The sequence below is a fragment of the Pseudomonas sp. B16(2017) genome (assembly GCF_002113205.1).
Taxonomy (GTDB): Bacteria; Pseudomonadota; Gammaproteobacteria; order Pseudomonadales; family Pseudomonadaceae; genus Aquipseudomonas; species Aquipseudomonas pharyngis.
The window spans coordinates 47,917-64,923 of sequence record NZ_NEKA01000018.1 but is presented as its reverse complement, the minus strand read 5'-3'; the positions used below and the strand labels follow the sequence as shown (position 1 = coordinate 64,923).

The window sequence follows — 17,007 nt, the reverse complement described above, 5'->3', positions numbered from 1 at the left end:
CGAGGAAGTTATTCAGTGCGCTTGAAGACTAGCGCCTTCAGACCACTTTCAGGATCGACGTCGGGAAACTCCGGCGGATTTTCCAGCCGTTGCTCGAAGCGCAGGCTCGGCGCTTCCTGGGTCACGCCGTCGATCAGGAAGTCGGAACCGAACGATGGATCGTTCATGCAGGCCAGCACCGTGCCCTGTGCCGTCAGCAATTCCGGCAGACGACGCAGCACACGCTGGTAATCCTTGGTCAGCAGAAAGCTGCCTTTCTGGAACGACGGCGGGTCGATGATCACCAGATCGTACGGGCCGCTGTTGATCACCTTGCCCCAGGATTTGAACAGGTCGTGGCCGAGGAAGCTCACCTTGCTCAGGTCATGCCCGTTCAACCGGTGATTGTCGCGGCCCCGGCTCAGGGCCGCGCGGGACATGTCGAGGTTGACCACATGGCTGGCGCCACCTTCGATGGCCGCCACCGAGAAGCCGCAGGTGTAGGCGAAGAGGTTCAGCACCCGTTTGCCCGCCGCCTGTTCACGTACCCAGTTGCGCCCGTAACGCATGTCGAGGAACAGCCCGGCGTTCTGTTTGCGGCCCAGATCCACCCGATATTTCAGCCCGCCCTCGACGATGGTCATCTCGTCGATTTCTTCGCCCAACAGCCATTCGGCGGTGCTCTGCGGCAGGTAACGGTGCTGGATCAACAAAGTGTGGGCGCCGGACTGCTGCCATGGCGCCGAAGCGGTGATTTCCAGCAACAGACGCTTGAGGTCTTCCAGCTGCGAAGTCTCGGGCTCCTTGAACAAGGACACCAGCACCACGCCCTGCAGCCAATCCACAGTGACTTGCTCCAGCCCCGGCCAGCAACGCCCGCGCCCATGGAACAGACGCCGGGTTTCGGCCGGGGCCGAAGTCAGCGCAGTGAGCAGGTGGGCATGGAGAACGGCGAGGGCTTGAGGGTTCATCAATCAGGATCGGCCAGCAAAAGGGCGCGCATTTTAACCGCAATTATGCGCCGGCGACTGCCCGTCGAACGGCTGTTATCGAAAAGACCTGTATCAAAAATGAATTTCTGTAGAAGGTGCTGCTCATACCTGATAAGTAGCGGAATCAAGCCGCTAAATCGTTCATGCAATTCAGGGAGTGCCAGTTCATGTGTCCAATTTCGACGTCGAGCGCGCACCTTCCTGGCGGATTGATTCTGGTAGTCGAGGACGATCCGTTGATTCTGGAGTTTCTTTGCGAAATTCTTCAGGAGGAAGGTTTCAAGGTCGAGCCGCAGACCAGTGCCGATGCGGCCTCGCAATACCTGGAAGAGCACGCGCCGGAAGTGGCGCTGCTGCTGACCGACATCACCATGCCCGGCACCCTTAACGGCGCGGACCTGGCCAATCTGGTCGGCGATCGCTGGCCGGACAAACCGGTGATGGTCATGTCCGGTTATGAAACGCCGGAAACCTCAGGGGTGAAACATCCGGTGGCGTTCATCAAGAAGCCTTGGGCAATCGGCCAGTTGCTCGATTGCGTGGACAGTGCGTTCAAATCCAGGGCGCCGCGTCTGCACTGAAGTGCCTTGCAAGTGCTACATTGCCGGGCATCGTTGCCCGGCCCCTTGCGAGGAAGTGATCTTTTGTCAGCTCACGAGACTATTTTCAACCGCGCGTTCGGCGCGTTCCTGTTCGACATGGACGGCACCGTCCTCAACTCCATCGCCGCCGCCGAGCGGATCTGGTCCGCCTGGGCCGTGCGCCACGGGGTGAACGTCGAAACGTTCCTGCCGACCATCCATGGCGTGCGCGCCATCGACACCATCACGCGTTTGAACCTGCCGGGCGTGGACGCCGAGGCGCAAGCGGCGTTCATCACCACGGCGGAAATCGAAGACGTCGAAGGCATTGTCGAGATTCCCGGTGCTGCGGCGTTTCTCAAGTCGTTGCCGGCGGATCGCTGGGCCATGGTGACCTCGGCGCCACGTGATCTGGCGTTGCGGCGGATGGCGGCGGCGGGAATTCCTGAACCGGTGGTGATGATCACCGCTGAAGACGTGAGCGCCGGCAAGCCTGATCCGGCCGGTTATCGACTGGCGGCCAAACGCCTGGGCCTGGAGCCGGCGGACTGCCTGATTTTCGAAGACGCCACCGTCGGCATCCAGGCCGCTGAAGCCGCCGGTGCGCCGTTGCTGATCATCACCACGACTCACCAGCATCCGCTTGAAACCGCACACGCGACCATCGCCAGTTACCGCGACATTGCGCTGAGCATCGACAGCGACGGCCAGCTGCGCCTGCAACCTCAATAAACCCCGGGCACCAGTCGCCAGCTGCGCGCGCAATAAGCGTCGTATTCGGCGCCGAACTGCGCACGCAGCAGGGCCTCTTCGGCGTGGATGCGGGCGATCAGCGGGATCAGCGTCAGCGCCGCCAGCAACAGGCCGACCACCGAACGAAACGCCAGTGCCCAGCCGATCGCATTGATCACCAGCCCCAGATAACTGGGGTTGCGCAGATGCCGGTAGATGCCTTCGGTGACCAACCTGTGCCCCGGCTGAATCGCCACCAACCCGCTGAACCGATGGCCCAGCACAAACACCGGCCATAAACGCAATCCGCCGCCGACGATAAACAACAGCGCTCCCAGCCAACGGGTGCCTTCGCGGCCGATGGTCCAAAAGCCGATGCGGTCGCAGTAAGCCGGCAGAAAGGCACTGACCAATCCGATTACGGCGAACGCCGGAATCACCCAGCGATTGGCCCGGTCCTCGCGCTCGCCGGTGCTCAGATTCACTTCCGTGAACAGCGACGCCACCACCATGGCCAGCGTGGCCAGGGCCACCACGACCAATGCGCCGTGAGAAAAAAACACCGCCACGCCACCGATGCCCCACATCGCCAGGCCCAGATAGGCGAGGGTGGCGAGCACGGCGACCACGGTCATTTGCGCAGACATTTTCATAGGCACCTCACGGCTGTTCCGTTCAGTGTAGATCCCGGCACGATCCCCGGCGTTTAACCGCTGGCAGCGGCGGAGGGCGGATCAACGGCGTGCGGGCTTTTACTGGCGGTGGCGTATCTTGACCTCCCGGCGCTGGCGGGGGCACGGGATGTGGTGATCATTGTTTGTGGCGGGGTGCGTATCAGTGCGCGATTGGTGGCGGGGTGGGCGCGGTTGGGGGCTTGAGCGAAAGTGGAGGTTATTACTCTTCGACCAATAGTCAGCACCACCGCCATTCCCGCGAGAGAGGTCTATCCTAGGCGGAGCCCTTTTTCGTGCCTACGGTGACCCGCGATGATCAATCTGGCCACGGCCCATCTGCTCACGGACTACAAGACCTGGGCCAATCAGCGTCTGTTCGACAGCCTGCAAGCGCTGCCGGCGGGGGAGACTACAAAGGAGCGCAAGACGGTTTTCAAGAACATGATCGGTACGTTGAACCACATCTACGTGGTCGACCGGATCTGGCAGGCGCACCTCGAAGGGCGCGAGCACGGTTTCACGACGTCCCATGATCTGGTGCACGCCGACCTCGGCGAGTTGCGCCAGGCTCAGCAGCAAGTCGATGGCTGGTATCGCACCTGGAGCGCGCAGCAGACCGAAGCCTCGCTGAACCGCTCGATCGATTTCAAATTTGTTTCCGGCGATGGCGGCACCATGAACGCCGGGGCGATTCTGATGCACGTGATCAACCACAACAACTACCACCGTGGCTGGGTGGTGCAGATGTATTTCGAGATCCCGCAGATGCCGCCGATGACCGACCTGCCGGTGTACCTGCGCGAGGTCGATCCGGGGTTCAAGCCGATCAGTGCGCCTGTGGCGGAAGCGGCGCCGACATGTGATGGGCAATCAGCGAGCGCAACCAGCGTTCCGCCGGATCGTTGTCGTTGACCCCGTTCCAGACCATCGACAGCTCCGAAGGCACGATGTCGAACGGCGGATCGTCGGCGCGCAGCACGCTGCTGCCTTCGATCAGCGCACAAGCGGCGAAATCCGGCACGGTGGCGAGCATGTCGGTGCCGGCCAGAATCGCCCGCAGCGGAGCGAATTGCGGCACTGCCAGCACGACACGACGTGCACGGTTGATTCGCGCCAGATCGCTGTCGATGGCCCCGCCCAGATCGCCGGAAAACGACACCAGCGCATGGGGCCGTTCGCAGTAGTCGTCGAGGGTCAGCGCGCCGGGACGATCATCGCCGCGCAGGATCTTGCAGCGCAGGTCCCGCAGTTTTTTGCGTTTGGCATTGGCCGGCAGTTCAGTGGTGTAACTGACGCCGACGGAAATCTCCCCGGACGCCAGCATCGACGACATCAGCAGGAAATTAACCCGGCGGATGACGACCACCACGTCCGGCGCCTCTTCGCGCAATTGCTTGAGCAACGGCGGCAACAGGCCGAACTCGGCATCGTCCGAGAGGCCAATGCGAAACACGTCGCGGCTGCTCAGCGGGTCGAAATCCTTGGCTCGGCTGACCGCCCCGGAAATGGTGTCCATCGCCGGCTGCAATTCCTTGAGGATCGCCAGCGCCCGCTGGGTGGGCTCCAGCACGCGGCCGTTGCGCACCAGCAACGGGTCGTCGAACAGGTCGCGCAGTTTCGCCAGTGACGCACTGACGGCGGGTTGGCCAAGGAACAGCTTTTCCCCGGCGCGGGTCAGGTTCTTTTCGAACATCAGGGTTTCGAAAATCACCAACAGGTTCATGTCCACGCGACGCAGGTCATTGCGGTTCATGCCGGAAGACTCGCTGGTTTTTTGAGTCTTTTCAGTAAAGCAGCAAAGTCTTTCGCTGTCGGGTCACTGGGCGGGATCGACGCCGGTCAATACCTTGCGAAACGTTTCCACCAGCGGCCGCAGGTTGATCCGGTGCCACGCCGCCCACAACGGTGTGGTGAACGCCAGCCACGGCACTTCCCGCAGCACCACGCCCGGCGGTGCGTTGTGGCTCAGGCCTTTCTGGATCATCGCGATCCCCAGGCCCGAAGCGACCAGCCCCAGCGCGGTAAACGGCTCGGTGGCCTGCATCCGCACATCCGGGGTGAAGCCTGCACGGATGCAGGCGCTGACGAACTCATCGTCGGCCCCTTGGCGCGGCTGCACGCCGATCCATTCCTGATCGGCCAGATCCGCCGGGGTCAGCGACGCCAGTTGGTTCAGCGGGTGTCCTTCGGGCAGCGCCAGCAGCATCGGGTCGTCCAGCACCTGAAAGCCCAGCAGGTCGGGATCGTCGATCGTCGGCGGTTCGCTGACCAGCGCGATATCGAGGCTACGCTGACGCAGGCCTTCCAGTTGTTCGGCGGAACTCAGGTTGTACAGCGCGACATGCACGTTAGGCCGGTCGACCCGCAGTACGCGCAAGGCATTGGGCAAAACCCCGGCGTGCATCGCGTTCTCGATGTAGCCGATGCACAGGCCGCCTTCTTCGCCACGGCCCAAGCGTTTGCCGAGGGATTCCAGGCGGTTGGCGTGGGTCAGCAGGGCGCGGGTTTCGGCGAGAAAGGTCTGGCCGTCGCGGGTCAGGCGTATGCGCTGCTGGCTGCGTTCGAACAGGGTCAGGCCCAGGCGTTCTTCGAGCTGGGCGATCTGTCGGCTCAGGGGCGACTGGGAAATGTGCAGGCGCTCGGCGGCGCGGCCGACGTGTTCTTCCTCGGCGACGGCGACGAAGTAGCGCAATTGGCGGATGTCGATCATGTCAGACCTTCGGGGACTCAAGTGCTGCGGATTATGTCTTGGACGGTCTGAGTGGCGCAATCTAGGATCTGCTCAACGGTCAACACCGACCACGAACTACGAGGACAGCATCATGAGCTTGAAAGACAAACTCCCCGGCCAACTCGGCTTCGGCACCGCGCCACTGGGCAACATGTTTCGCGCCATTCCTGAAGAAGAAGCGCAAGCCACCGTGCACGCAGCGTGGGATGCCGGCGTGCGGTACTTCGACACCGCACCGTTCTACGGCTCGGGCCTCTCGGAAATCCGCCTCGGCGAAGCACTGTCCCGCTACAAGCGCGACGACTATGTGCTCAGCACCAAAGTCGGCCGGGTGATTCTCGATGAAGTCGAAGACGCCGCCGCCCGGGATCTGGGCGAGAAAAGTGGGGTGTTCGAACACGGCCGCCCGAACAATATCGTCAACGACTACGGCGCCGACGCCACGCTGCGCTCGATCGAAGACAGCCTCAAGCGTCTGAAAACCGATCGCCTCGACATCGTCTGGGTCCACGACATCGCTCAGGATTTCTACGGCGATCAATGGCTCGAGTACCTCAATCACGCCCGCACCGGTGCCTTTAAAGTCCTGACCCGTCTGCGTGAAGAAGGCGTGATCAAGGGTTGGGGCCTGGGCGTGAACAAGGTCGAGCCGTGCGAGTTGACGCTGGACCTGACCGAGGCGCAGCCTGACGGCTTCCTGCTGGCCGGCAGCTATACCTTGCTCGACCACGACCGCGCCTTGCAGCGTTTGATGGATTCGGCGCGGGCGCAGAATGTTGAAATCGTGGTCGGCGGCCCCTACAGCTCGGGGATCCTGGCCGGCGGCGCGCACTTCGAATACCAGAAGGCCAGCCCTGAGATCGTGGCGAAGGTCGAGCAGATCAAACGCATTGCTGCGGCCCATGGCGTGGATGTCAAAGCGGCTGCACTACAATTCTCGCTGGCCAATCCGGCCGTGGCAGCCGTGATTCCCGGCGCGAGCAAACCGGGGCGCATCGCTGAAGATGTGGCGGCGCTGTCGGCGGTCATTCCGGCCGGCTTCTGGCAGGCCATGCGTGAAGCGAAACTGGTGTCCGAACGTGCACCATTACCCATCGACGAGGTGAAAGCATGAAGATCGATCTGAGCGGAAAACTGGCGATTGTCAGCGGCAGCACGGCGGGCATCGGTTTGGGCATCAGCCAGTCGCTGGCCGAGGCGGGCGCCACGGTGGTGGTGATCGGTCGCGACGCGGCCAAGGTCGAGCAGGCGCTGGCAAGCATTCGCCACAAGGTGCCGGGGGCGCAACTGCGCGGTCTGACGGCGGATCTGGGCACGGCCGAAGGCGCGCAGAAACTGTTCGCCGCCGAACCGAAAGCCGACATCCTGGTAAACAACCTCGGCATCTACAACGCCGTGGATTTCTTCGACGCGCCGGACGATGAGTGGACGCGCTTCTACGAAATCAACGTGATCTCCGGCGTGCGCCTGTCGCGGCATTACGTGCCGGCGATGGTCGAGCAGGGCTGGGGCCGGGTGATCTTCCTGTCTTCGGAATCCGGCGTGGCCACTCCGGCCGACATGATCAACTACGGCGTGACCAAAAGCGCCAACCTAGCGGTGTCCCATGGCCTGGCTAAACGTCTGGCTGGCACCGGGGTTACGGTTAATGCGATTTTGCCCGGGCCGACCTTCACCGACGGTGTCGAGGAAATGCTCAAGGATGCCGCCGCCGAATCTGGCCGCAGCCTGCGGGACGAGGCTGACGCCTTTGTCCGCCGGGCCCGTCCGAGCTCGATCATCCAGCGCGTGGCGGATGTCGAAGAGGTCGCGCACCTGGTCACCTACATCGCTTCACCGCTGTCTTCAGCCACCACCGGCGCCGCGTTGCGGGTCGACGGCGGCGTGGTCGACAGCCTGACTATCTGAATTTATCGAGAGAGACTTTTTATTTATGGCAACAGCATCAGCAACGATCGACATCCCGGCTTCGGCCGATCAGGTCTGGCAATTGATTGGCGGCTTCAACACCCTGCCGGACTGGCTGCCGTTCATTCCCAACAGCGAACTGAGTGAAGGCGGGCGTGTGCGCACCTTGCAAACCGCTGACGGTGGCGTGGTGGTCGAGCGTCTGGAGACGTTCGATAACGCGGGCAAAACCTACAGTTATTCGATTCTGCAGGCACCGTTTCCGGCCACCGATTATCTGGCGACGATTCGTGTTGAAGCCCAGGGGCAGGGCGCGAAGGTGACGTGGTCGGGGCGCTTCACGGCCAAGGGCGTGAGCGATGAGGAAGTGGTGGCGCTGTTCAGCGGCATCTATCAGGGTGGCCTCGAAGCGCTGCGCGCGAACTATCCCGCCTGAGTTTCTGCAAGAACCCCTTGTGGGAGCTAGCCTGCTAGCGATAACGGTCGATCATTCATATTCATTGACTGACACACCGTCATCGCCAGCAGGCTGGCTCCCACATGGGGAATACATGAAGTTCAGGACTGTGAAATCAAGCTCTGCCGACAATCGAGCACCAGCTTCGCCCCGCCCAGATCGCTGCGCCCCACCTCAAGACTGAACCCATGCAGGTTGACGATCGCTGCGACAATCGACAGCCCCAGGCCAAAGCCATTCTGCAACTGCCCACCCTCGGCGCGGTAGAACCGCTGGAACACCGCCTCCCGTTCGGTCTCGGGAATACCGGGGCCGGAGTCATGCACTTCGATCCGCGTATGCCCTGCATCATTGACCCCGCGCAACACCACCGTGCCACCGGCCGGGGTGAACTTGATCGAATTGCTCAACAGGTTCGCCAGCGCTTCAAACAGCAACGCTCGATCACCGTTCAGCATCGGCAGGGTTTCCGGCATGTTCAGCTCGAAGCGCAACTCGTCGTCTTCAGCCAGCGGCAGATAGAACTCGTGCAATTCCTGCAGCAACAACACCGGATCGAGTTCGACAAACCCCGAGCGCCGCTGACGATCTTCCAGCTCGGAAATCCTCAGCAACCCGCGAAACCGCGCCATCAGCGTATCGGCCTCGGCCAGCACCAGATCCAGTTGCGCCGCTTCCGGCGAACCTTCGCCGGCCTGCTGCTGCATGCGATACAACTGCGCGCGCAAACGGGTCAGCGGGGTGCGCAGGTCATGGGCGATGTTGTCGCACACGCCTTTGACTTCGTTCATCAAGCGCTCGATGCGATCGAGCATGGCGTTGACGATGGCGGCGAGCATGTCCAGTTCATCGCGGCGATTGGACAGCGGCAAGCGGTGGGTCAGGTCGCCGGCGACAATCGACTGGGCGCTGGCCTGGATCGCCCGGATCCGCCGCAGCGGCCGCCGACGCAGCAGATGCCAGCCAATGATCCCCGGCACAATCGTCAGCGACACGCCCCAGAGCAACGCATGCAGAATGATCCTGGTCACCGCGAACAGCGAACCATTGTCGCGCAGCAGCACCAGCCAGCGACCGTCGCGGGTCGGGGTGGCGACTGCGTCGCAGCTGTCGGCGGGCAGGGTCGGGTCGTCGGAGTCGGCGCATTCGCTGAGCATATGGATCTTGCCGTCCAGCGGCAGGCCCTCGGGGATCCTCTGCAGCGCGCCGCCGAGGTAGCGATGCTGGGCGTCGAACAGACCGTAGGCGTCGATGCCACGAATGTCGAAGGTCATGCTGGCGGCGAGCGCGTCTTCCAACTGATCGCCGCGAAAGTGCGAAAACAGATGCTGACGTTGCATCAGCGAATGCTTGGCCAGGTTGTCGAGGTAACCGGAGACCTCGAAGTACATGACCCCCATCAGGATCGCGCTCCAGGCCACGAACAACGAACTGTACAGCGCCAGCAAGCGACTGCTGGAAGAACGCCAACCGTCAGACGGGTTCGGCAATGACATAACCCGAGCCTCGCACCGTGCGGATCAGCGGGACATTGCCCGGCGGGTCGATCTTCTTGCGCAGGCGGCCGATGTGCACGTCGATCAGGTTGGTGCCAGGGTCGAAGTGATAGCCCCAGACCTCCTCGAAAATCATCATCCGCGACAGGATCTGGCCGCTGTTGCGCATCAGGAATTCCAGCAGCTTGTACTCGGTCGGCAACAGCGTCAGCACCTGCTCGGCGCGGCGGGCTTCGTGGCTGATCAGGTCGAGTTGCAGATCCGCCACCTGCAACGTGGTCGGTTGTGCTCCGTTGCTGTTCTGCCGGCGCAGCAGCACTTCGACCCGGGCCGCCATCTCATCGGTGGCGAACGGTTTGGTCAGGTAGTCATCGCCGCCGGCGCGCAAGCCACGCACGCGCTCGTCGACGTCGGAGAGGGCGCTGATCATCAGGATCGGCGTCGCCACGCCCATGGTCCGCAGCGTGGTGACGATGGCCAGGCCATCGAGCTCCGGCAGCATTCGGTCGAGGGTGATCAGGTCGTAGTTGCCGCTGACGGCGCGGTCCAGGCCTTCACGGCCGTTGTCGACCCAGTCCACGTCGAGGCCGTGGCTGCTCAGTTCGGCGACAATTTCCCGGGCGGTCACGGCGTCGTCTTCGATGGTGAGGATGCGAGTCATGGTGGGCCTGCTGGTCTGTTCAAACGCAATGGCAGCATTTTGCCAAGATTTTGCGCCTGCGCTTTAAATTAACTTTCATGTTTTAGCGGATACAAACGCTACGACCGGGCTTTTGTGCCAATGCATAAAACCCGCTGTTATCGAGCCGTTGTTGCAAATTGCATGGTCCTAAGAAGTTCAGAGTTTTTAACTGATTGAATTAAAACGATTTATTTAATGTTGGCGACTGGCACGGTCACTGCAATTCATCTGATGACGAGTTGTAACACCATTTTTCATGCCTGGAGCACTACAACAATGAATAGATCCTCTGATGGGTTTTATCCTGCCTACGAAGGAGAGTCGAGCAACGTCTCGGGCGTGTCCTGGGGCGCGATCTTCGCCGGGGCGGCCGCGGCTGCGGCGCTGTCGCTGATTCTCGTGCTGCTGGGTTTCGGTCTGGGCTTCTCCGCCGTTTCACCGTGGGCCGGGGAGGGCGTCAGCGCCAAAGGCCTGGGCATTTCCACCATCATCTGGCTGGCCGCCACGCAAATCATCGCCTCGGGGCTCGGTGGCTACATCGCCGGTCGCCTGCGGGTTAAGTGGGCCAACATGCACGGTGACGAGGTGTATTTCCGCGACACCGCCCATGGCTTCCTCGCCTGGTGCGTGGCCACGCTGGTCACCGCGACGCTGGTGGTCGGTTCGGTCAGCAGCATCGTCAGCGGCGGCGTGCAGGCCGGTGCGAGTGTTGTTGGCGGTGCGGCCGGTGCCATGACGCAAGCGGCCGGAACCGCAGCGGGCAATACCGACAGTGACCAGTACGGTTACTTCGTCGACAGCCTGTTCCGCGATGATCGTCCCGCCGCTGTCAGCGATGACGCCGCCCGTGGCACCGTGACCCGGATCTTCGCCCAGAGCCTGGCCAACGGTCAGCTCAGCGCCGAAGATCGTACCTACCTCGCCCAACTGGTCGCTCAGCGTACCAACCTGACCCAGGCTGACGCCGAACGTCGGGTCGATGAAATCTACGCCCGCACCCAGAAAGCAATCGCCGACGCCAAGGTGAAAGCGCAACAAGCCGCCGACACCGCCGCCAAAGTCGCTGCCTGGACCTCATTGTGGATGTTCATCGCGCTGCTGGCCGGTGCGTTCTTCGCCAGCCTTTCGGCCACCTTCGGCGGTCGCCGCCGGGATGCGGTCGAGTACGTCGAAGTCGAAACCTACACCACGACCACGCTGCCGCCAGTCCGTTAATCAAGGAGACTCACCATGCGCTCACTACTGCTGTTTTTCCTCGGCGTACCGATCCCGATCATCATCCTGATCGCCCTGTTCGTGCACTGATTCCTTGAGGCATATGCCTTGGCCGCTTCAACCTTCGGGTTGAAGCGGCTTTTTGCTTTCTGCGCAGTGTCGAGGTCGCAGAACCGTACAGTCATTTCCATGGCCTGGATCAATATTCGTCGGCGCAATATCCCCTACCGTGAAATTTCCAGGCCCTTGCCGCTGGATCGACTACATTGCTTGCGCGCACTTTGCTGCGCGAGCAAAACCCGCCTGCCGGCCCGATAGAGAGCGATAACCCCCACGAGCCGGCGAGGTGTAGTGCAGCAAGGAGCTGTTTCAACCTCACCTGAACTTTTCACGGATGATCATTGCAATGCACTGCCTAGAAAGAACCTTCGATATCCAGCCTTTGACGCAGGCGGATATGACTGTCCACGTCAACGGCCAGCCGGTCAGCGCTGCCATCGGCGAAACCGTGCTCAGCGTCATTCAGTCCCTCGGCGTGCGCCAGGTCGCGCGCAACGATCACAACCAGATCAGCGGTGCCTATTGCGGCATGGGCGTGTGCCAGTGCTGCCTGGTGAAAATCAACGGTCGGCACAAGCGCCGCGCCTGTCAGACCGTGGTGCGCGACGGCATGCTGATCGAAACCCAGGTCAACCGCATTCACGGGCAGGAGGTGGTATGAGCCTCAATCCGGTAATCGTCGGCGGTGGTCCGGCGGGCATGGCGGCGGCCATCGAACTGGCCCGGCACGGGGTGCGCTGCACCTTGCTTGAAGAAGCTTCGCGCCTGGGTGGCGTGGTCTATCGCGGGCCGCTGCGTGATGGTGTGCAGCTGGATTACCTGGGGCCGCGCTATGCCGAGGCGCTGGGCAAACTGCACGGCGATTTCCAGGAGCAGTCCGGGCTGATCGACGTGCGCCTCAACCATCGCGTGGTCGGCGCCGAAGGCACGCGCTCGCTGGTGGTGCTGGACGGCGACGAGCGTCTGCACGAAATCGAATACCCGCAATTGCTGCTGGCCGCCGGTTGCCATGAGCGCAGCGTGCCGTTTCCCGGCTGGACCTTGCCCGGTGTGATCATGCTCGGCGGCCTGCAATTGCAGATCAAAAGTGGCGTGGTCAAACCGCAGGGGCCGGTGGTGATCGCCGGCACCGGGCCATTGTTGCCGCTGGTGGCGACCCAGTTGCATGCGTCGGGCGTGAGCGTGGCAGGGGTCTACGAGGCCTGCGCGTTCGGCAAGATCGCCAAGGAAAGTCTGGCGCTGCTCAACAAGCCGCAGCTGTTCCTCGATGGCTTGAGCATGCTCGCCTATCTGAAACTGCACGGCATCCCGATGCACTACGGCTGGGGCGTGGTCGAAGCGCATGGCGAAGGCGAACTGAAAAGCGTCAGCGTGGCGCCATATTCGGCGACGTGGGAGCCGGACATGAGCCGCGTTGAGCGCTTCGAAGCGAAGACGCTGGCGGTCGGTTACGGCTTCATTCCGCGTACGCAACTGAGTCAGCAAATGGGCCTGGATCACGGCTTCAGCGACGACGGTTACCTGCGCGCCAATGCCAACATCTGGCAGCAAAGCAGCGAGCCCCACGTGCACCTGGCCGGTGACATGGGCGGGATTCGCGGCGGCGAAGCGGCGATGCTCGCCGGCAAGATCGCCGCCACTTCGATCCTGCTGCAACGCGGCGTGCTGGAAGAAGAGCTGGCGCGCGTCCGTCGCGACCGCTACTTGGGCAAACTCAAAGCCATCGTGCGTTTCCGCGCAGCGGTGGATCGCTACACCGAACGCGGCGTCGGGCAGACCGCCTTGCCGGCGGCCGACACGGTCATCTGCCGTTGCGAACACGCGACTCGCGCCGACATCGACCGTGCGCTGGAGCAGGGCGTGCAAGACATCGCCAGCCTGAAAATGCGCACTCGCGTGAGCATGGGCGACTGCCAGGGTCGGATGTGCGTCGGCTATTGCAGCGACCGTTTGCGTCAGGCCACCGGGCGCCAGGATGTCGGCTGGCTGCGGCCGCGTTTCCCGATCGATCCGATTCCTTTTTCAGCATTCCAGTCCCTCGGCACGGAGGCCGTTTCCCATGAGTAAGTTCTATGACGTGGTCATTGCCGGCGGCGGTGTGATCGGCGCGTCCATCGCCTACCAATTGTCCAAGCGCAAAGGCCTCAAGGTCGCGCTGATCGACGCCAAGCGCCCCGGCAACGCGACCCGCGCTTCGGCCGGTGGCTTGTGGGCCATCGGCGAGTCGGTGGGGCTGGGCTGCGGGGTGATTTTCTTCCGCATGATGTCGGCCAACCGCAAGCGCGAAACCCAGGGCGCGGCGGTGGCAGTGGACGCCAGCACGCCGCACATTCTGCCGCCGTCGTTCTTCGATTTCGCCTTGCAGTCCAACGCGCTGTACCCGGCGTTGCACCGTGAGCTGCGCGACAACCACGGGATGGATTTCAAGTTCGAAAAGACCGGGCTCAAGTTCGTGATCTATGACGATGAAGACCGGTTGTACGCCGAGCACATCGTCGGCTGCATTCCGCATCTGGCCGATCAGGTGCGCTGGCTGGATCAGGCGGGATTGCGCGAGTCCGAGCCGAGCGTCAGCCATGAAGCGCGCGGGGCGCTGGAGTTTCTCTGCGACCATCAGGTCAGCCCGTTCCGCCTGGCCGACGCCTACACCGAAGGCGCCCGGCAGAATGGCGTGGACATGTTCGTCAACACCAACATCACCGGCGTGTTGCATCACGGCACGCGGGTGACCGGGGTGCAGACGGCTGAAGCCGGGGTGTTCCACTGCAAAACCCTGATCAACGCCGCCGGCGCCTGGGCAGCGGACTTGAGTGAGTGGGCCACGGGCATCCGGATTCCAGTGAAACCGGTGAAAGGCCAGATCCTGCTGACCGAACGTCTGCCGAAAATCCTCAACGGCTGCCTGACCACCAGCGATTGCTACATGGCGCAGAAGGACAACGGCGAAATCCTGATCGGCAGCACCACCGAGGACAAAGGCTTCGACGTCACCACCACCTGGCCGGAAATCGCCGGACTGGTGCAGGGCGCCGTGCGTTGTTTGCCGGAACTGGCGGATATCAACCTCAAGCGCACCTGGGCCGGGCTGCGGCCGGGCTCGCCGGACGAGTTGCCGATTCTCGGGCCGATGGCCGGGGTAGAGGGGTATCTCAACGCCTGCGGGCATTTCCGCACCGGCGTGCTGACGTCGGCGATCACCGGGGTGTTGCTGGACAAACTGGTCAACGATGAACCGCTGCCGCTGGACATCACGCCGTTTCTGGCGGATCGGTTTGAAGTGGCGCCGGCCAAAGAAGAGAGGGAGCTGGAGATAGCCTGAACTTGTGGGAGCCAGCCTGCTGGCGATGAGGCCGGTTCAGCCACCCTTGATGGTGGCCGAGCTGTCGCAATCGCCAGCAGGCTGGCTCCCACATTTGGAACTCTGCAACCTTCAGGACTGGCCCGATTGTTCTTCCAGTTGATCCGACTCGAACAACCGGGCCAGTTCCGCCCGCGCTTCCTGGGCGGTCTGCAGGACTTTGGCCGCGTCGTCGTACACCGCGTGTTGAGCTTCCAGCACCTGTTCATCATGGTGCTTGAAGCGCTTGATCCGCGCATCGGCCTGGGCCTGGGTCAAACCGAGGCCAACCAGCGTACGGCGGCTCATTTCGAGGCTTGAGTAATAGGTCTCCCGAATCGGATCAGCCCCCACATCCACCAACCGATGCACATGCTGCCGGTTACGCGCGCGGGCGATGATCTTCATGTGCGGGTAGAGCTTGCGCACGATCTCGGCGGTCTTGATGTTGGTTTCCGGATCGTCCGTGGCAATCACGAAATACTCCGCTTCCCCGGCCTTGGCCGCACTAAGGATTTCCGGACGCATCGGGTCACCGTAGAACACCGGCACGCCACCAAAACTGCGCGACAGTTCGATAGTCTCCACCGAGGTATCCAGCGCCACGAACTTGATGTTCTGCGCCCGCAGGATCCGCGCCACGATCTGGCCCATCCGACCCATACCGGCGATCACCACTCGTGGGGTTTCGGTCTCGATCTGGCGGAATTTCTCCGGCACTTCCACCGGCTGCACCTTCGGGCTGACCAGTCGTGCGCAGACCAACAGCAACAGCGGCGTGACCGCCATCGACAGGGTGATAGTCAGCACCAGCAGGTCATACAGGCGCGGTTCGAACAGCCCCTGATCGCGACCGATCTTGAACACCACAAACGCAAATTCACCGCCCGCCGCCAGCACGATGCCGAGGCGAATCGCGCTGACCTTGTTCAACCCGCCGGCCAGACGCCCGACCACAAACAGCAGCGGCAACTTCAGGGCGATCAGCAGCAGCGTCAGCCCCAGCACCGTGATCGGCGCGCTGAGCAGCAGACTGAGGTTGGCGCCCATGCCGACACTGATGAAAAACAGTCCCAGCAGCAGGCCCTTGAACGGCTCGATCTGCGCTTCCAGCTCATGGCGATATTCCGAATCCGCCAGCAGCAGGCCCGCAAGAAACGCGCCCAACGCCATTGACACACCGACCATGTCCATCAGCCACGCGGTGCCGATCACCACCAGCAACGCGGTGGCGGTGGAGACTTCCGGCAGACCGGTTTTCGCCACGATGCGGAACACTGGACGCAACAGGTAACGTCCACCGATCACCACCACCGCGATGCCGCCGAGCACCTGCAAACTGTGGCGCACGTCGTCGGCGGTGCTGGTGTGGTGATCGACCCCCGCGAGCATCGGCACCAGCGCGATCAGCGGGATCGCGGCGATGTCCTGGAACAGCAGAATCGCAAACGCCAGACGACCGTGGGGGCTGGTCAGCTCCTTTCGCTCGGCGAGGCTTTGCAACCCGAACGCGGTGGACGACAGCGCCAGACCCAGGCCCAAGACAATCGCGCTGTTCAACGGCTGACCGAACACCGACAACGCCAGCACCCCGATCACCGAACCGGTCAGCAGCACCTGCGCCAGACCCACGCCGAACACCGATTTGCGCATCACCCACAAACGTCGCGGCGACAGCTCCAGACCGATGATGAACAACAGCAGCACCACGCCCAGTTCCGAGATATGGCTGACGCTTTGCGGATTGCCGATCAGGCCCAGCACCGATGGGCCGATGATCACCCCGGCAAACAGATAACCGAGCACCGCGCCCAGTTGCAGGCGCTTGGCCAGGGGAACGGTAAGCACGGCGGCGAAGAGAAAGACGACGGCGGCTTGTAACAGATTGCCTTCATGGGGCATGAGCGGAACTCCAGTAACGCGGTACGGCGGGGGCGACAAGGATAAAGGTTGCAACGATTCAAGATCCACCGCAGATCCTGATGTGGGAGCGGGCTTGCTCGCGAAGGCGGTGTGTCATTCCGCAGATCAGTTGCCTGACGACTTCTTCGCGAGCAAGCCCACTCCCACAAGGGAGACTGAGATGATCCCAGGCTATGTGAACACTCCAGGGCAGCACATGCTTGAGCAGATGTGCTTCTGTAATAATTTGCATCAATTGGT

Annotated in this window: 17 protein-coding genes and 1 pseudogene; 11 read left to right on the top strand and 7 right to left on the bottom strand. The window is 62.4% G+C overall.

Annotated elements, in window-relative coordinates:
• Positions 1 to 8: 8 nt before the first annotated feature.
• The gene (locus CAG25_RS25000) at positions 9 to 950 is read right to left on the bottom strand and encodes a class I SAM-dependent methyltransferase (protein ID WP_085613229.1); all 942 of its coding nucleotides are present in this window, start codon (positions 948 to 950) and stop codon (positions 9 to 11) included.
• A gap of 188 nt (positions 951 to 1,138) precedes the next feature.
• Here CAG25_RS25000 and CAG25_RS24995 point away from each other — a divergent pair, with 188 nt between their 5' ends.
• Together CAG25_RS24995 and CAG25_RS24990 are read left to right on the top strand one after the other, a co-directional pair.
• On the top strand, positions 1,139 to 1,552 hold the full coding sequence (locus tag CAG25_RS24995; protein WP_039767308.1) for a response regulator: 414 nt from the start codon (positions 1,139 to 1,141) through the stop codon (positions 1,550 to 1,552).
• A 63-nt stretch (positions 1,553 to 1,615) separates the two neighbouring features.
• The gene (locus tag CAG25_RS24990; RefSeq protein ID WP_085613228.1) at positions 1,616 to 2,284 is read left to right on the top strand and encodes an HAD family hydrolase; all 669 of its coding nucleotides are present in this window, start codon (positions 1,616 to 1,618) and stop codon (positions 2,282 to 2,284) included.
• On the opposite strand, the gene CAG25_RS24985 is transcribed toward CAG25_RS24990, so the two are convergent.
• A complete protein-coding gene (locus CAG25_RS24985; protein ID WP_039767303.1) occupies positions 2,278 to 2,937 on the bottom strand; it encodes an isoprenylcysteine carboxylmethyltransferase family protein in 660 nt (219 codons plus the stop codon). The two genes, CAG25_RS24990 and CAG25_RS24985, sit on opposite strands and share 7 nt — an antisense overlap.
• An 87-nt stretch (positions 2,938 to 3,024) precedes the next feature.
• Here CAG25_RS24985 and CAG25_RS28955 point away from each other — a divergent pair.
• Together CAG25_RS28955 and CAG25_RS24980 are read left to right on the top strand one after the other, a co-directional pair.
• A pseudogene (locus CAG25_RS28955) lies at positions 3,025 to 3,162 on the top strand (pyridoxal-5'-phosphate-dependent protein subunit beta); the annotation flags it as partial.
• 108 nt (positions 3,163 to 3,270) lie between these two features.
• The gene (locus CAG25_RS24980; RefSeq protein WP_085613227.1) at positions 3,271 to 3,870 is read left to right on the top strand and encodes a DinB family protein; all 600 of its coding nucleotides are present in this window, start codon (positions 3,271 to 3,273) and stop codon (positions 3,868 to 3,870) included.
• Here the strand turns inward: CAG25_RS24980 and CAG25_RS24975 are convergent.
• Positions 3,785 to 4,711: a LysR substrate-binding domain-containing protein gene (locus CAG25_RS24975; RefSeq protein ID WP_085613226.1), complete on the bottom strand. Its 927-nt coding sequence runs from the start codon at positions 4,709 to 4,711 to the stop codon at positions 3,785 to 3,787. The two genes, CAG25_RS24980 and CAG25_RS24975, sit on opposite strands and share 86 nt — an antisense overlap.
• A gap of 63 nt (positions 4,712 to 4,774) precedes the next feature.
• Positions 4,775 to 5,668 (bottom strand): LysR substrate-binding domain-containing protein, encoded by an 894-nt coding sequence (locus CAG25_RS24970; RefSeq protein ID WP_085613225.1) that lies wholly within the window; start codon positions 5,666 to 5,668, stop codon positions 4,775 to 4,777.
• Between the two features lie 112 nt (positions 5,669 to 5,780).
• On the opposite strand from CAG25_RS24970, the gene CAG25_RS24965 reads away from it, so the two are divergent.
• Genes CAG25_RS24965 through CAG25_RS24955 form a run of 3 tightly spaced genes read left to right on the top strand, consistent with a single transcriptional unit; the run spans position 5,781 to position 8,033 of the window.
• Positions 5,781 to 6,803 carry an aldo/keto reductase gene (locus tag CAG25_RS24965; protein ID WP_085613224.1) on the top strand — a complete coding sequence of 341 codons (1,023 nt, stop codon included), beginning with the start codon at positions 5,781 to 5,783 and terminating at the stop codon, positions 6,801 to 6,803.
• Positions 6,800 to 7,597 (top strand): SDR family NAD(P)-dependent oxidoreductase, encoded by a 798-nt coding sequence (locus tag CAG25_RS24960; RefSeq protein ID WP_085613223.1) that lies wholly within the window; start codon positions 6,800 to 6,802, stop codon positions 7,595 to 7,597. The genes CAG25_RS24965 and CAG25_RS24960 overlap by 4 nt, the downstream gene beginning before the upstream one ends.
• A gap of 25 nt (positions 7,598 to 7,622) precedes the next feature.
• Positions 7,623 to 8,033: an SRPBCC family protein gene (locus CAG25_RS24955; RefSeq protein WP_064597619.1), complete on the top strand. Its 411-nt coding sequence runs from the start codon at positions 7,623 to 7,625 to the stop codon at positions 8,031 to 8,033.
• 122 nt (positions 8,034 to 8,155) lie between these two features.
• Here CAG25_RS24955 and CAG25_RS24950 read toward each other — a convergent pair whose 3' ends face one another.
• Complete coding sequence (locus CAG25_RS24950; RefSeq protein ID WP_085613222.1) at positions 8,156 to 9,550, bottom strand: HAMP domain-containing sensor histidine kinase; 1,395 nt, start codon at positions 9,548 to 9,550, stop codon at positions 8,156 to 8,158.
• Positions 9,528 to 10,211 (bottom strand): response regulator transcription factor, encoded by a 684-nt coding sequence (locus CAG25_RS24945; RefSeq protein ID WP_007952956.1) that lies wholly within the window; start codon positions 10,209 to 10,211, stop codon positions 9,528 to 9,530. The genes CAG25_RS24950 and CAG25_RS24945 overlap by 23 nt, the downstream gene beginning before the upstream one ends.
• A gap of 297 nt (positions 10,212 to 10,508) precedes the next feature.
• Between CAG25_RS24945 and CAG25_RS24940 the strand changes: the two genes are divergently transcribed.
• The 4 genes from CAG25_RS24940 (at position 10,509) to hcnC (ending at position 14,826) form a co-directional block, all read left to right on the top strand.
• Positions 10,509 to 11,447: a hypothetical protein gene (locus CAG25_RS24940; protein WP_085613221.1), complete on the top strand. Its 939-nt coding sequence runs from the start codon at positions 10,509 to 10,511 to the stop codon at positions 11,445 to 11,447.
• A 406-nt stretch (positions 11,448 to 11,853) separates the two neighbouring features.
• Positions 11,854 to 12,168, top strand: coding sequence for a cyanide-forming glycine dehydrogenase subunit HcnA (gene hcnA, locus CAG25_RS24930; RefSeq protein WP_085613265.1), 315 nt, complete (start codon positions 11,854 to 11,856; stop codon positions 12,166 to 12,168).
• Positions 12,165 to 13,574, top strand: coding sequence for a cyanide-forming glycine dehydrogenase subunit HcnB (gene hcnB, locus CAG25_RS24925; protein ID WP_085613219.1), 1,410 nt, complete (start codon positions 12,165 to 12,167; stop codon positions 13,572 to 13,574). Before hcnA ends, hcnB begins: the two co-directional genes overlap by 4 nt.
• On the top strand, positions 13,567 to 14,826 hold the full coding sequence (gene hcnC / locus CAG25_RS24920) for a cyanide-forming glycine dehydrogenase subunit HcnC (RefSeq protein WP_085613218.1): 1,260 nt from the start codon (positions 13,567 to 13,569) through the stop codon (positions 14,824 to 14,826). The genes hcnB and hcnC overlap by 8 nt, the downstream gene beginning before the upstream one ends.
• A gap of 111 nt (positions 14,827 to 14,937) precedes the next feature.
• Here hcnC and CAG25_RS24915 read toward each other — a convergent pair whose 3' ends face one another.
• Positions 14,938 to 16,746: a monovalent cation:proton antiporter-2 (CPA2) family protein gene (locus CAG25_RS24915; protein WP_085613217.1), complete on the bottom strand. Its 1,809-nt coding sequence runs from the start codon at positions 16,744 to 16,746 to the stop codon at positions 14,938 to 14,940.
• Positions 16,747 to 17,007: the final 261 nt, after the last annotated feature.

Coding starts and splice junctions, on each gene's coding strand:
- CAG25_RS25000 (WP_085613229.1), bottom strand. CDS start 950: ATGAACCCTCAAGCCCTCGCCGTTCTCCATGCCCACCTGCTCACTGCG.
- CAG25_RS24995 (WP_039767308.1), top strand. CDS start 1,139: ATGTGTCCAATTTCGACGTCGAGCGCGCACCTTCCTGGCGGATTGATT.
- CAG25_RS24985 (WP_039767303.1), bottom strand. CDS start 2,937: ATGAAAATGTCTGCGCAAATGACCGTGGTCGCCGTGCTCGCCACCCTC.
- CAG25_RS24980 (WP_085613227.1), top strand. CDS start 3,271: ATGATCAATCTGGCCACGGCCCATCTGCTCACGGACTACAAGACCTGG.
- CAG25_RS24975 (WP_085613226.1), bottom strand. CDS start 4,711: ATGAACCGCAATGACCTGCGTCGCGTGGACATGAACCTGTTGGTGATT.
- CAG25_RS24970 (WP_085613225.1), bottom strand. CDS start 5,668: ATGATCGACATCCGCCAATTGCGCTACTTCGTCGCCGTCGCCGAGGAA.
- CAG25_RS24965 (WP_085613224.1), top strand. CDS start 5,781: ATGAGCTTGAAAGACAAACTCCCCGGCCAACTCGGCTTCGGCACCGCG.
- CAG25_RS24960 (WP_085613223.1), top strand. CDS start 6,800: ATGAAGATCGATCTGAGCGGAAAACTGGCGATTGTCAGCGGCAGCACG.
- CAG25_RS24955 (WP_064597619.1), top strand. CDS start 7,623: ATGGCAACAGCATCAGCAACGATCGACATCCCGGCTTCGGCCGATCAG.
- CAG25_RS24950 (WP_085613222.1), bottom strand. CDS start 9,550: ATGTCATTGCCGAACCCGTCTGACGGTTGGCGTTCTTCCAGCAGTCGC.
- CAG25_RS24945 (WP_007952956.1), bottom strand. CDS start 10,211: ATGACTCGCATCCTCACCATCGAAGACGACGCCGTGACCGCCCGGGAA.
- CAG25_RS24940 (WP_085613221.1), top strand. CDS start 10,509: ATGAATAGATCCTCTGATGGGTTTTATCCTGCCTACGAAGGAGAGTCG.
- hcnA (WP_085613265.1), top strand. CDS start 11,854: ATGCACTGCCTAGAAAGAACCTTCGATATCCAGCCTTTGACGCAGGCG.
- hcnB (WP_085613219.1), top strand. CDS start 12,165: ATGAGCCTCAATCCGGTAATCGTCGGCGGTGGTCCGGCGGGCATGGCG.
- hcnC (WP_085613218.1), top strand. CDS start 13,567: ATGAGTAAGTTCTATGACGTGGTCATTGCCGGCGGCGGTGTGATCGGC.
- CAG25_RS24915 (WP_085613217.1), bottom strand. CDS start 16,746: ATGCCCCATGAAGGCAATCTGTTACAAGCCGCCGTCGTCTTTCTCTTC.